At 65.8% G+C, this 12173-nt stretch carries 12 protein-coding genes; 3 read left to right on the forward strand and 9 right to left on the reverse strand.

Going from position 1 to position 12173, the window contains the following annotated elements:
- Nucleotides 1-179 precede the first annotated feature (179 nt).
- The 3 genes from NR187_RS33545 to NR187_RS33555 all read left to right on the forward strand — a co-directional run bounded on the left by NR187_RS33545 (nucleotide 180) and on the right by NR187_RS33555 (nucleotide 3443).
- A complete protein-coding gene (locus tag NR187_RS33545; RefSeq protein ID WP_256809303.1) occupies nucleotides 180-1526 on the forward strand; it encodes a caspase family protein in 1347 nt (448 codons plus the stop codon).
- A 27-nt stretch (nucleotides 1527-1553) separates the two neighbouring features.
- Nucleotides 1554-2048 (forward strand): hypothetical protein, encoded by a 495-nt coding sequence (locus NR187_RS33550; RefSeq protein ID WP_211385434.1) that lies wholly within the window; start codon nucleotides 1554-1556, stop codon nucleotides 2046-2048.
- 129 nt (nucleotides 2049-2177) lie between these two features.
- A complete protein-coding gene (locus tag NR187_RS33555; protein ID WP_256809304.1) occupies nucleotides 2178-3443 on the forward strand; it encodes a hypothetical protein in 1266 nt (421 codons plus the stop codon).
- Here the strand turns inward: NR187_RS33555 and gmk are convergent.
- From gmk to NR187_RS33600, 9 genes are all read right to left on the reverse strand, one after another.
- Nucleotides 3376-4035: a guanylate kinase gene (gmk, locus tag NR187_RS33560; protein ID WP_211385433.1), complete on the reverse strand. Its 660-nt coding sequence runs from the start codon at nucleotides 4033-4035 to the stop codon at nucleotides 3376-3378. The two genes, NR187_RS33555 and gmk, sit on opposite strands and share 68 nt — an antisense overlap.
- Nucleotides 4036-4038: 3 nt before the next feature.
- Nucleotides 4039-4926, reverse strand: coding sequence for a YicC/YloC family endoribonuclease (locus NR187_RS33565; RefSeq protein WP_256809306.1), 888 nt, complete (start codon nucleotides 4924-4926; stop codon nucleotides 4039-4041).
- A 130-nt stretch (nucleotides 4927-5056) separates the two neighbouring features.
- Nucleotides 5057-6322, reverse strand: coding sequence for an endolytic transglycosylase MltG (mltG, locus tag NR187_RS33570; protein WP_211385431.1), 1266 nt, complete (start codon nucleotides 6320-6322; stop codon nucleotides 5057-5059).
- A gap of 125 nt (nucleotides 6323-6447) precedes the next feature.
- A complete protein-coding gene (gene fabF / locus NR187_RS33575; protein WP_256809308.1) occupies nucleotides 6448-7713 on the reverse strand; it encodes a beta-ketoacyl-ACP synthase II in 1266 nt (421 codons plus the stop codon).
- Between the two features lie 108 nt (nucleotides 7714-7821).
- A complete protein-coding gene (locus tag NR187_RS33580; protein ID WP_008130699.1) occupies nucleotides 7822-8061 on the reverse strand; it encodes an acyl carrier protein in 240 nt (79 codons plus the stop codon).
- A 323-nt stretch (nucleotides 8062-8384) separates the two neighbouring features.
- On the reverse strand, nucleotides 8385-9122 hold the full coding sequence (gene fabG, locus NR187_RS33585) for a 3-oxoacyl-[acyl-carrier-protein] reductase (protein WP_256809327.1): 738 nt from the start codon (nucleotides 9120-9122) through the stop codon (nucleotides 8385-8387).
- A gap of 103 nt (nucleotides 9123-9225) precedes the next feature.
- Nucleotides 9226-10185, reverse strand: coding sequence for an ACP S-malonyltransferase (fabD, locus tag NR187_RS33590; RefSeq protein ID WP_256809329.1), 960 nt, complete (start codon nucleotides 10183-10185; stop codon nucleotides 9226-9228).
- A gap of 173 nt (nucleotides 10186-10358) precedes the next feature.
- On the reverse strand, nucleotides 10359-11384 hold the full coding sequence (locus NR187_RS33595; RefSeq protein ID WP_256809330.1) for a fatty acid desaturase family protein: 1026 nt from the start codon (nucleotides 11382-11384) through the stop codon (nucleotides 10359-10361).
- Nucleotides 11381-12091: a TetR/AcrR family transcriptional regulator C-terminal domain-containing protein gene (locus NR187_RS33600; protein WP_256809331.1), complete on the reverse strand. Its 711-nt coding sequence runs from the start codon at nucleotides 12089-12091 to the stop codon at nucleotides 11381-11383. The genes NR187_RS33595 and NR187_RS33600 overlap by 4 nt, the downstream gene beginning before the upstream one ends.
- Between the last annotated feature and the right edge of the window lie 82 nt (nucleotides 12092-12173).

Genomic DNA, 12173 nt, shown 5'->3' on the forward strand with positions numbered 1-12173 from the left:
AGCGGGCGTCTCGAACCATGCAGGCCGAGCTCTTTCGGAAACCTCCCGCTGTCATCTGCCATAGCCCTGCTGATACGCCCAGGCCCTCCCCGTATAGGACGTCGCACCGCTTTTCGCCCGCGCCTCGAGCTGGTAGATTGACGCGATTACTCTGAAGAATTTGGCTTTGGGGAATTTTGATGCGCGCGAGCTTTTTCAATCGCGTCCTGACGGTGACGATGCTGGCCGCGGCCCTGTTCGTTGCCACGGTTGCAGCGGCATCGGCCGAGAAGCGAGTCGCGCTGGTCGTCGGCAACTCCGCCTACAAGAACATCACGCCGCTGGACAACCCGTCCAGGGACGCGAGCCTGATGGCGGAGACGCTTGGACTGCTCGGCTTCGCGCTGGTCGGTGGCCGCGCCCAGCACGATCTCGACAAGGGCGCGATGGACCTCGCGGTGCAGAGCTTCGGGCGGCAGGTGCAAGGTGCCGATGTCGCGCTGTTCTATTATGCCGGCCACGGCGTGCAGGTCGCGGGCTCGAACTATCTCGTGCCGGTCGGTGCCAATCCCACGCGCGAGGCCGACGTCGATTTCCAGATGACCGACGTCAACCTCGTGCTGCGCCAGATGCAGGGATCGGGCACGCGCCTCAACCTCGTGATCCTCGACGCCTGCCGCAACAACCCCTTTGGTTCACGCGGCCTGCGGTCGTCAGATGGCGGCCTAGCGCAGATGCGCGCGCCCGAGGGCACGCTGATCTCCTATGCGACGCAGCCCGGCAACGTCGCGCAGGACGGCAGCGACGGCCACAGCCCCTACACCAAGGCGCTGGCCGCGACGGTCCGGACCGCCGGTCTCGACGTCTTCCAGACCTTCAACCAGGTCGGCCTCGCCGTGAAGCGCGCCACGTCAGGCGCGCAGCAGCCCTGGGTGTCGTCCTCGCCGATCGACGGCACCTTCTATTTCGTGGCCCCGACGCAAACCGCACCGCCGCAGGTGGCCGCAATGCAGCCCGATCCGCTTCCGGCAGAGCGGCTGCGCGCCGACCCCGACCGCGTCCCCTTGCGTGATGCCGCCCTGCTGAGCGAGCTCAGCGAGCGGCTCTACGAGCTCAATTTCGACCCGGACACGGCCGACGGACTCACCCGCGCGATCACGAAACTCCAGCAGCGGATTTCCATGGCGCCCACGGGTGAGCCGACCGAAGGCCTGCTGCTGCGGATGCGCAAGATGGAGGATCTGAAGCCGTGGGGCTCGATCGTCTACGGGCCCGACGACAGCAAATGGGGGATATCGTGGAATCACGCCTCGCGGCGCGCGGCGGTGGCGGACGCGCGCGGCAATTGCGCCGACGCCAAATGTCCGATCGAGCTTTCCTTTTACGGCAAGAGCTGCGGCGCCTTCGCGATATCGGACAAGTCCTGGTCGCTGGTCCAGCGCGACAGCGTCCAGCGCGCCAGGGACGCCGCGCTTGACGAATGCGGAAAGGCTGGCAAAGCTTGCCGCATTATCGGATCCGTCTGCGCCGACGGCTCCGGCCGCTGATACGATTTTCATTTTGGATTTTTGCTCATGCCCAATGCCGCCACCCGGACGTTCGCTTTCGCCTTCCTGCTCACCGCCTCCGCCTCATCGTCCGCGCTCGCGCAGTCCGGCAGCGCCGGCGGCTCGATCGGCAATGACGAGAAGTCGCTGTCCGGCTCGCGCTCTGACCGTTCGGCCGAACCGGCGCCTTCGGCGCGACGCAGCAAGCCGGCCGAGGAGCCACGCGCGTCGTCGCGGCGAAGCGGCGGTGGGGGTGGCGGCGGTGGCGGTTTTGACGGCGCCTGGATGGTCGTCAGCGTCGGCTGCGGCGGCACCACGTCCGGCGCGGTCGTGGTCTCCTCGGGCAAGGTCATCGGCCAGGGCGTCACCGGCACCGTCAGCCCAAGCGGATCGGTCAGCACGTTCGGCCAAGGCGAGGGTGTGACATTCACGGGCGCCGGCCGCCTCGGAGCGCGCAGCGGTTCCGGCACCTTCCGACGCTCCGACGGCTGCGGCGGAACCTGGACCTCGACCAAGCAATAACAGCAAAAAAGCCTGGCTGCGGGGCGGAACGAACGGCGCGCAGGCCCAATTCAGGCCACATCCTCTCCGGATTTGCGGCTCATTGCCACCCAAGTCTTTGACGAGAAAGGGCTGGTTAAGAGTTGCGTCATGCGTAACCGGGAGACCAGGATGGGCAACCGCACCGCAAAGTTCATATCCGCGCTTGCGGGCAGCATCATTGCAGGTGCGCCGCTGGCCGCCGTGTCGCAGACTGCGCCCACGGCAACGAGCACGGCAAATGCCGCGAGCGACTGCCTTGCCTCGCCAAAGGGCGCTGCGCCGCAGGGCCAGCACTGGCATTATCGCCTCGAGCGCGCCACCAAGCGGCAATGCTGGTATCTGCGTGCCGAAGGCGGCAAGGACAATGCAAAAACCGTACAGACCGCGCAGGCTGCGCCCGACGCGCCGACAGCCGATTCAGCAGCGCCGCAGCCGCACTCGGTGCAGGATGCCCGCGCCGAATATCTGACGCCGCAGAGCCCCGCAGCGCCGAAGGTGCCCGCACCGGCGGCGCCGACGCAACAAGCTGCGAGCCCCGCCGCCGACGACAGCGCGCAGCAGCCTGCCGTTGCGACGCGTTGGCCCGATGCGTCCACGTCGCCCGCACCGCAGCCGGCGCCCGCTCCTGTCACGACGACGGCACAGCCGAGTGCAAAGCCGTCGAAATCCCCTGCTCCGATGGCTCTGGCCGCGGCAGACAGCACCGCCGACAAGCCGGCCGGCTCGCTCCAGATGCTGCTGCTCGTGATCGGCGGCGCCCTGGCGCTTGCCGGCATCCTCGCCAGCATCGTCTACCGCTTCGCCGCCCGCGGACGCATCCGCGTCCAGGCCGCCGACCATCGCCGCGTCAACTGGGACAATTTTGAACCGCACGATCACGGCGACGGCCGTGCGCCCTGGCTCAACGCAACCGACATCGCACCGCGCGCGCAGCAGCCGCGCCCGATCGATTTCGATGCTGTACGCCCCCCACTCTCGCAGCTCAAAGCCTTGGCGCCCGAAGCCTTGCAGCCCAAACCCTTGGAGCCCAAACCCTTGCAGCTGGCCGCGATTGATCGTGAGATCGAAGTGATCGACGCGCGTGAGCCGCTGGCCCGCAACGCGGCCGCAGAACTCGACGAGGCCGATGTGTTCAGCGGAGAGTTCGAGATCGAGGCGTCTGCGCCCCGGCTCGCGGCCAACGAGGCTCATGACGAAGAGCCGGCCGATCGCGATGAGGCTGAGGCAATTGATGACGCCGTCGACGTCGACGTGATCACGGCGATGCTGGAACGGCTGGCGCAGGACGGGCCGCGCCTGTCGCAGCCTAGCCTTGAAGCTGGCCTTGCAGACCGCGCACGAAACCCACGAGGCCAGTCCGCCGCTCGCGCTTGAGGCGCTCGGCCTTCAGGATGGATTGCACCTCGGAAAAGGCGTCATCGACGTTGTGGTTGATGACGATGTAGTCGTACTCGGCCCAGTGGCTCATCTCGTGGCTGGCGCGGCTCATGCGCTTGCGGATCACCTCGTCGGAATCCTGCGCGCGCGAGTGCAGCCGCTTCTCGAGATCGGCCGCCGAGGGCGGCAGGATGAAGACGCTGACGACGTCGGCGCGCGCCTTCTCGCGCAATTGCTGCGTGCCCTGCCAGTCGATGTCGAACAGCACGTCCTGCCCCGCCGACAGCGCCGCCTCGACCGGCGCGCGCGGCGTGCCGTAGCTGTTGTCGAACACGGTCGCCCATTCCAGCAGCTCGTCGCCCTTCACCATCGCATCGAAGCGGGGCTTGTCGACGAACAGATAGTCGCGGCCGTCGACCTCGCCGGGCCGCATCGGCCGCGTGGTGGCAGACACCGACATTCGCAGGCCGGGCATCCGCTCGATCAGCAGACGCGACAGCGTCGTCTTGCCCGCGCCCGAGGGCGAAGACAGCACGAACATCAATCCGCGCCGCTCGACACCGTCAGTTCCGTGACCGCCCGTCGTCATCGATCACTCCAGATTCTGGACCTGCTCGCGGAATTGCTCGACCACGTTCTTCATGGCGAGCCCCGTATTGGTCAGCTCGATGTCGTTAGACTTCGAGCAGCAGGTGTTGACCTCGCGGTGAAACTCCTGCGCCAGGAAGTCGAGCTTGCGGCCGATCGGGCCGCCCTTGCCGATCAGCTCGCGTGCCTGCGCGATATGCGAGGCGATGCGGTCGAGCTCCTCGCGGATGTCGGCCCTGGTCGCGATCAGGATCGCCTCCTGCATCAGGCGGTCGGAATCGAAACGGTCGGAGGTGTCGAGGAGGCTGGCGATCTGTTCGGCGAGCCTGGCCTTGATCGCCTCGGGCTTGCGGCCGGGCGCAGCCTCGGCCTTCTTCGCCAGCTGCTCGACCTCGTCCACCCGCAGCGTCAGGATCTGCCCGAGCGAGGTGCCCTCGCGCTTGCGCATCTCGACGAGATCGGCGAGTGCCTGGTCGAAGGCGTCGGCTGCAGCAGTGCGCGCGGCCTTGTCCTCCTCCTCGTCGCCCTCGGGCTCGGCGACCTCAATGACACCCTTGATGGCCAAAAGTCCGTCGACGCTCGGCGCGACCGCGTCGACCTTGCCGGCGATCACGGCTGCGGCCTTCAGGACGGCGTTGAGGACATCCTCGTTGACACGGACGGACGCCGCGGCATTGGCGCGCTTGACGGTCAGATTGGCGTAGACGGTGCCGCGCGACAACAGCTCGGCGGCGCGCTTCTTGGCATGAGCCTCGAGCTCGTCGAACCCCTGCGGCAGCCGCACGCGCAAGTCAAAGCCCTTGGCGTTGACCGACTTCAATTCCCATTCGAACGTATACGGCCCGCTAGCGCCGTGGCTTCGGGCAAAGCCCGTCATGGACGACAACGCCATCAGGTCAATTTCTCCAGAAACACGGGATTCGCGGGCCCATCAAGGCACGCGAATCTTAAGACTATTTTGCAGGAAAGTGGAATCCGCAAAGTCCCGCAGGCAGGTCTGCGGTTGACAGGTCTGCGCCGGGTTAGCGCTGGACCACCGGGGGCGAGGTCTGCACCGCGCCCTGCCGGGCGGGCGCGGGGCGCGCCGCAGGCGGCTTCTTCTGCTGGCTGGGCCGAGCCGGCGTGGTCGCGGTCGGCGTGTCGGCGGCGCTGGGCGCGGCGGCGGCCGGCGGCGGCGCGTCCTCGGCCGGCTCGACCGTGTCGTTCTGGATCTGCTTCTCCATCGCGCGGAGCTTGGCGACGTTCTTCTGGTGCGCGTCGTAGGTCTCGGTGAAGGCATGCCCGCCGGTGCCGTCGGCGACGAAATAGAGGTCGCGGGTGCGGGCCGGGTTGGCGGCGGCCTCGAGCGAGGCGCGGCCGGGATTGGAGATCGGCCCCGGCGGCAGTCCCTCGATCACATAGGTGTTGTAGGGCGAAGGCTGCGTGATCTCGCTGCGCTTGATCGGACGGCCGAGCGTGCCCTTGCCGCCGACGAGGCCATAGATGATCGTGGGATCGGACTGCAGCTTGATCCTCTGCTTCAGGCGGTTGACGAACACCGCGGCGACGCGGCTGCGCTCGTCCGGCTTGCCGGTTTCCTTCTCGACGATCGAGGCCAGCGTCACCAGTTGCTCAGGAGTTTTGACCGGGATGTCCTGGCTGCGGCGCTCCCAGATCTCGGACAGCACGCGCTTGTGCGCCTGCTGCATGCGCTGGACCACCTGGTCACGCGGGGTCCCGCGCGGGAACTTGTAGGTTTCCGGCAACAGCGTGCCCTCGCGCGGCAGCTCACGCACGCTGCCGGTGAAGATGTCGTTGTCGGACAGCCGCGCCACGATCTGCTCGGAGGTCAGGCCCTCCGGGATCGTGACGGCATGCTGCACCACCTTGCCCTCGACGATGGTGGCGATGACGTCGCGCAAGGATGCGTTCTTCTGGAACGAGTACTCGCCGGGCTTGAGATCCGAACTCGCCTTCAACGCAGCAACGCTGGCGATGAACACCCACGGATTGACGTCGGTCACGCCTTCCCGGTTCAGCGTCTCGGCGATGTCGCGCTTGCCCGCACGCTGCGGAATGTTGACGATCTTGTCGTCCTTCAGCGGCCCTGGCGCCTCGAGCACCTGCCGGCCGTAATAATAGACGCCGCCGGCGCCGATCATCGCGATCAGCAGCAGGGTGATGATGGCGTTGCCGACGATCACGAAAGGATTGCGCGCGCGGTCCGATCGCTTCGGCGGCGGCGGGACCTGCTCGGGCTCGAGCGCTGCCCGCGGACTCCGCGGCGAAATGGGCGGCCTTTCACTCATCGATGCAACCTGAATCCTGCCGGTTCAATCGCGGCCCGACGATCGCTTGCCGAGCCAGATGCACGCGCCCACTTCCATGACTATCGCCGAATGCGGCAAAACGGTGGATTCGTCGCAACAACAAACTAATGGTCCAGACGCCGGACGATCACCGACGCGTTGGTACCGCCAAAACCGAAAGAATTCGACAACGCGATGTTGACTTCACGCTTCTTCGCCGTGCGCGGCACGAGATCGATCGCAGTTTCGACCGACGGATTTTCCAGGTTGATGGTCGGCGGCACGACATTATCGCGAATCGCCAGAACGGCGAAGATCGCCTCGATCGCGCCGGCTGCACCGAGCAGATGTCCGGTCGACGACTTGGTCGAGGACATCGCGACCTTGGATGCTGCATTGCCGAGCAGACGTTCGACAGCCCCGAGTTCGATCTCGTCACCGAGCGGTGTCGAGGTGCCGTGGGCGTTGATGTAGTCGAGATCGGACGCCGTGATGCCGGCGCGCTTGAGCGCGGCGGCCATGCTGCGGAAGCCGCCATCGCCATCGGGTGCCGGCGAGGTGATGTGATAGGCATCGCCCGAGAGGCCGTAGCCGACCACCTCCGCATAGATCTTCGCGCCGCGGCGCCGGGCGTGCTCGAGTTCTTCCAGGACGAGGACGCCGGCGCCCTCGCCCATCACGAAGCCGTCACGGTCCTTGTCGTAAGGACGCGAGGCCTTCTCGGGCGTGTCGTTGAAGCCGGTGGAGAGCGCACGCGCGGCGTTGAAGCCGGCAATGCCGATGCGGCCGATCGGCGATTCAGCGCCGCCGGCGACCATCACGTCGGCATCGCCGAGCGCGATCAGCCGGGCGGCATCGCCGACGGCATGTGCGCCGGTCGAGCAGGCCGTAACCACCGAATGGTTCGGCCCCTTCAGCCCGTGCGCGATCGAGACGTAGCCGGAAGCGAGATTGATCAGGCGGCCCGGGATGAAGAACGGTGAGACCCGGCGCGGTCCGCGCTCCTTCAGGAGGATCGCGGTGTCGGCAATGCCGTTGAGGCCGCCGATGCCGGACCCGATCATGGTGCCGGTGGCGCACTTGTCCTCTTCGGTCTCGGGATGCCAGTTGGCATCGTCGAGCGCCTGGCCGGCCGCAGCCATGCCGAAGATGATGAAGTCGTCGACCTTGCGCTGGTCCTTCGGCTCCATCCACTTGTCGGGATTGAAGGTGTCGTTCGTTCCGTCACCACGCACGACCGTGCAGGCGATCTTGGTCTGCAGATCGGAGACGTCGAAGCTCTCGATCCTGCGCGCACCGCTTTCGCCGTTGAGGATGCGTTTCCAGGTCGGTTCGACGCCACAGCCGAGTGGCGACACCATGCCGAGACCCGTGACGACAACCCGCCTCATATCTGAAAACTCCGTATCGAAAGATTCGCGGCCAATAACAAGAAACCGGCTGACCGCTGGGAAGCGGCCCGTCCGGTTTCAATGTTGTCCCCGCGAAATTGAAGAGCCTTAGCTCTTCGCGTTCTTCTCGAGAAACTTCGTCGCGTCGCCGACGGTGAGAATCGTCTCCGCGGCGTCGTCCGGAATCTCGCAACCGAATTCTTCTTCGAACGCCATCACCAGTTCGACGGTGTCCAGACTGTCGGCGCCGAGGTCGTCGATGAAGCTCGCAGCGTCGACAACCTTCTCGGGTTCAACACCAAGGTGTTCGACCACGATCTTCTTAACCCGCTCGCCAATGTCACTCATTGCTTAACCTCGTGTTGTTCCCTGTAGACCCGACCCCCCGGGACGATACGAGCCGTCGTGGTCGTTTGACTGCCTTCGCTTACGAACTTTGATTTGGCCCCATCCTAACCGATGCAGGGCCCGGCGAACGACGGCCAAGGCTCAGCATCGCCAATATACAGGGTTTCAAAAACCTGCAATGGCGTTCTTTGCCCATCCGTTGAAGGTCCGGTTATCATACTTCAATTGCCTTGACTACAAGCCTCATTTCGCTCCGGAAACGGCCGTTTGCCGCATCCGGCCCGCCCCGAGGGGCGGCGCGGAGCGAGGCGTCAGATCATGGGTCAGATCATGGCCATGCCGCCGTTGACATGGATGGTTTGGCCGGTGACGTAGGCAGCTTCGTTCGAACTCAGGTAGACGGCGGCCGCCGCAATGTCCTCAGGCGTCCCCAGGCGGGCAGCCGGAACCTTGGTCAGAATCATTTCGCGCTGCTTGTCGTTGAGCGCATCGGTCATCGGCGTCTTGATGAAGCCGGGCGCGATGCAGTTCGCGGTGACGCCGCGCTTGGCGTACTCGGCACCCAGCGTCTTCATCATCCCGATCAGGCCCGCCTTCGAGGCCGTATAATTACCTTGCCCGGGATTGCCGGTGACGCCGACCACCGAGGTGATGGCGATGATGCGGCCGAAGCGCTTGCGCATCATCAGTTTGGTCGCGGCGCGCGCGAGGCGGAAGGTCGCAGTCAGATTGACGTTGATGACCTCATCCCAGTCCTCGTCACGGAGCTGCACGAAGAGGTTGTCGCGGGTGATGCCGGCATTGGCGATGAGGATGTCGACCTGTCCCATCGCAGCTTCCGCGGCGGGCACCAGCGCCTCGACCTCGTCCGCCTTGGAGAGATTGCAGGGCAGCACATGGCTACGCTCGCCGAGCTTGCCGGCAAGCTCATCCAGCACTTCCTTCCGCGTGCCCGAAATCGCTACGGTGGCGCCCTGCGCGTGCAGCGCCTGCGCGATCGCGCCGCCGATGCCGCCAGTTGCGCCGGTGACGAGCGCCTTTTTGCCAGTCAGATCGAACATCGATAACTCCTTCAAAGCACGATCCGGAAAAGCGTGCAGAAGTTGTCCGGAAAGATCGTGCGCAAACTTAAAGAACTGAAGCGCGATGACGAACCATCGCGCGTTAGCCCTGCTTCGCAGCGGCCAATGCATCCCTGGCGGCGGCAATGTCGTTCGGCCCGCCGACCGCAACCCCGACGGCACCGTCCGCAATGCGCTTGACGAGTCCCGTCAGCACCTTGCCGGCGCCGATCTCGAAGAAACGGGTGACGCCCTGCCCCGCCATGTAGGCGACCGACTCGCGCCAGCGCACAGTGCCGGTGACCTGCTCGACCAGACGGCGGCGGATCTCGTCGGGATCGGTAATCGCGCGCGCCAGCACGTTCGACACCAGCGGCGCCACCGGCGCCCTGATCGTAACCTTGGCCAGCGCCTCGGCCATCGCGTCCGCAGCCGGCTGCATCAGCTTGCAATGGAACGGCGCGGACACCGGCAGCAACATCGCGCGCTTGGCACCCTTGGTCTTGGCGATCTCGACGGCGCGATCGACCGCGGCCTTGTCGCCGGAGACGACCACCTGCCCGCCGCCATTGTCGTTGGCGGCCTGGCAGACCTGCCCCTGCGCCGCCTCGTGCGCGACCTCCATGGCGGCCTCGTAGTCGAGGCCGAGCAGAGCGGCCATCGCGCCGGCGCCGACCGGCACCGCTTTTTGCATTGCGAGACCGCGAGTGCGAAGCAGCCGCGCGGTGTCGGAAATCGTCAGGCTGCCGGCCGCAGCCAGGGCCGAGTATTCACCGAGCGAGTGGCCAGCGACGAAGGTCGCGTCCCGCCCCACGGAAAAACCGGCTTCAGCCTCAAGCACACGCAATGTGGCAACAGACACCGCCATCAGGGCCGGCTGGGCGTTTTCGGTGAGCTGAAGGGTTTCGGCCGGGCCTTCCCAGATGGTCGCCGTCAGCCTCTCCCCAAGCGCGGCATCGACCTCGTCGAACACGGCGCGCGCCACCGGAAATGAGTCGGCGAGAGCCTTGCCCATGCCAACCGCCTGGGAACCCTGCCCTGGAAATGTGAATGCAGCCGTCATCGGCGCTCCCTGCTTGTCGGGCGTGATCTCTGCGAGAACCGGCAGCCGATTACGCACGGCCTTAGGCCATGGTTCCGGATCATGCTCCAAAGGGGGCCGTAGACACTGTCCGGGGTCGGACTGTCAAGCCAAGATGGGAACTTCGACCGGCATTCAACCGGGAACGCGCCCCCTTAAAATCCGCCGGCGGTCTGGTTGGCATCGACCTCCGACCCGGCCTGCGCGCGGCGTGCGCTGTTCACCAGTTGACCCGGCCGGTCGTCGCGGTTCGGCTTCGCCGTCGCAAGCCGCAGCACGGCCGCATAGCCCGGCTGCACCTCCATGCGGCCGGCGTGCCGGCTCGCGCTCAGCAGGCGATGCACCTTCGGCAGATTGTAGCAGGGCACGTAGAACAAGAGATGATGCTCGAGGTGATAGTTCACGTAATACGGCGCGATGAACAGGCGCTCGAGAAAATTGGCGTAAGTGGTGCGGGTGTTGCGCAGGGGATCGCTGCTGTCGGGGACGACGGCGTGCTCGGCAATGTTGCGGATGCGGGTGATGACCATCATCCATGTGAGCAGCGGCACCAGCCATAGCAGCGGATAGGCCCACCACACACCGGCCGCCGCAAGCGCTGCGAACATCGCCGCATTGACGAGGCATTGCGGCCCGAGCTGCTCCCGGAAATGCGCCGCGCGCTGCCGCCACGACCAGTCCTTCGGACCGAGCGCATTGAGCAGTTGCGCCTTGCGCTGCTGGTAGCCGGTCTGCCCGGTGATGTCCCGAATGAACTTGCGGCGGTAGCTCAGCTTCGTGATCGGAAACGGCGCCGACAGCACGAGATCAGGATCGTCCTCCTGCTGGGTGCGCGCATGATGCTGAAGGTGATAGCGCCGGTAGCTTCGCGTCTCCGCGAAGAGTGGATAGGCGCAAAACCACTGGCTCAGGGCCAGATTGGTCTTCTCGTCGGCGGACAGGCAACCATGCGCACCGTCATGCATCAGGATCGCGAGCCCAAGCTGGCGCGAGCCGATGATGGCGACGGCGAGAACATAGGTGACCGGATTTGGCCACCACGCGACCAGTGCGATCGCACCGATGATCAATGCCCATGCGTGGGCGATCAGTGCGACACCTTTCCACGTCACGCGCTGGCGCACGTCGGCGAGCTGATCGTCGGTCAGGAAATCACGGGCACGCATGCGAAGCGCGGTCATGGCCTACCCTCCTCGTTCGAATTGCTTGATGCAGTGTGCGCGTCGACGAGGCGCAGGCGCGCGGCGTCGCCGACGGATTTCGCCTGCTCGCCGAGCACGCGGAGCATCTCGGCACAGAGCTCCTCGGGCGAACGGCCCATGGCGTAACCCTCGAGGATGATGCCGATGGCGACGGCCCAGAACCGCCGGGAGCTTTCGTCGGGCGCACGCAGGGAGCGCCAGCCGTGCCGCTCCACCTGACTGGCATAGGCCCGCGCGCCCTCGCTGTGCAGACGCTCGATGGTGCGCTCGACCAGCGGTGCGATATCCTGGCGCCGCCGTGTCAATGTCAGGGCTTCGGCGAAGAAAGCGACAGAATCGCTCGCCGTTACGGTCTCGGCCAGCGCATGGGTGTATTCCCGTGGCGTGCGCGCCTTCAGCGCCGCCTGCTCCGTCTTTCGCGCCAGATACAGCAGCTCGCGGCAGGCGCATTCGACGAACAGCGCCTCCTTGGTGCGGAAGTAATAGGTGATCTGGCTCGGGAAGGCGTCTGCAGCGGCCGCGATGTCGGTGATCGCGGTGCCCGACAGCCCCCGCTCCCGGAACATCGGGCTCGCGGCATCCAGCAGCAGCGACCGCATCTTGCGGCCTGCCGAGCGCGTGGCGCGCGCGGTATGCTTGGGGTCGCCAGCCGCCTCAAACGGCTCATGAACCGACTTTTCCGCCATGGAGCCCTCTTGCTCGTTTATTTGTATGACATACAAACAAATAGATCAAGCTGGATTGTGGTATGAAAGGACCGGCCCAATG

Origin of the sequence: Bradyrhizobium sp. Bra64 (assembly GCF_024519875.1) — a bacterium.
Lineage (GTDB): Bacteria > Pseudomonadota > Alphaproteobacteria > Rhizobiales > Xanthobacteraceae > Bradyrhizobium > Bradyrhizobium japonicum_G.

Excerpts from the sequence above, each read along its gene's own strand:
- NR187_RS33545 (WP_256809303.1), top strand. The coding sequence starts at position 180 with ATGCGCGCGAGCTTTTTCAATCGCGTCCTGACGGTGACGATGCTGGCC.
- NR187_RS33550 (WP_211385434.1), top strand. The coding sequence starts at position 1,554 with ATGCCCAATGCCGCCACCCGGACGTTCGCTTTCGCCTTCCTGCTCACC.
- NR187_RS33555 (WP_256809304.1), top strand. The coding sequence starts at position 2,178 with ATGCGTAACCGGGAGACCAGGATGGGCAACCGCACCGCAAAGTTCATA.
- gmk (WP_211385433.1), bottom strand. The coding sequence starts at position 4,035 with ATGACGACGGGCGGTCACGGAACTGACGGTGTCGAGCGGCGCGGATTG.
- NR187_RS33565 (WP_256809306.1), bottom strand. The coding sequence starts at position 4,926 with ATGGCGTTGTCGTCCATGACGGGCTTTGCCCGAAGCCACGGCGCTAGC.
- mltG (WP_211385431.1), bottom strand. The coding sequence starts at position 6,322 with ATGAGTGAAAGGCCGCCCATTTCGCCGCGGAGTCCGCGGGCAGCGCTC.
- fabF (WP_256809308.1), bottom strand. The coding sequence starts at position 7,713 with ATGAGGCGGGTTGTCGTCACGGGTCTCGGCATGGTGTCGCCACTCGGC.
- NR187_RS33580 (WP_008130699.1), bottom strand. The coding sequence starts at position 8,061 with ATGAGTGACATTGGCGAGCGGGTTAAGAAGATCGTGGTCGAACACCTT.
- fabG (WP_256809327.1), bottom strand. The coding sequence starts at position 9,122 with ATGTTCGATCTGACTGGCAAAAAGGCGCTCGTCACCGGCGCAACTGGC.
- fabD (WP_256809329.1), bottom strand. The coding sequence starts at position 10,185 with ATGACGGCTGCATTCACATTTCCAGGGCAGGGTTCCCAGGCGGTTGGC.
- NR187_RS33595 (WP_256809330.1), bottom strand. The coding sequence starts at position 11,384 with ATGACCGCGCTTCGCATGCGTGCCCGTGATTTCCTGACCGACGATCAG.
- NR187_RS33600 (WP_256809331.1), bottom strand. The coding sequence starts at position 12,091 with ATGGCGGAAAAGTCGGTTCATGAGCCGTTTGAGGCGGCTGGCGACCCC.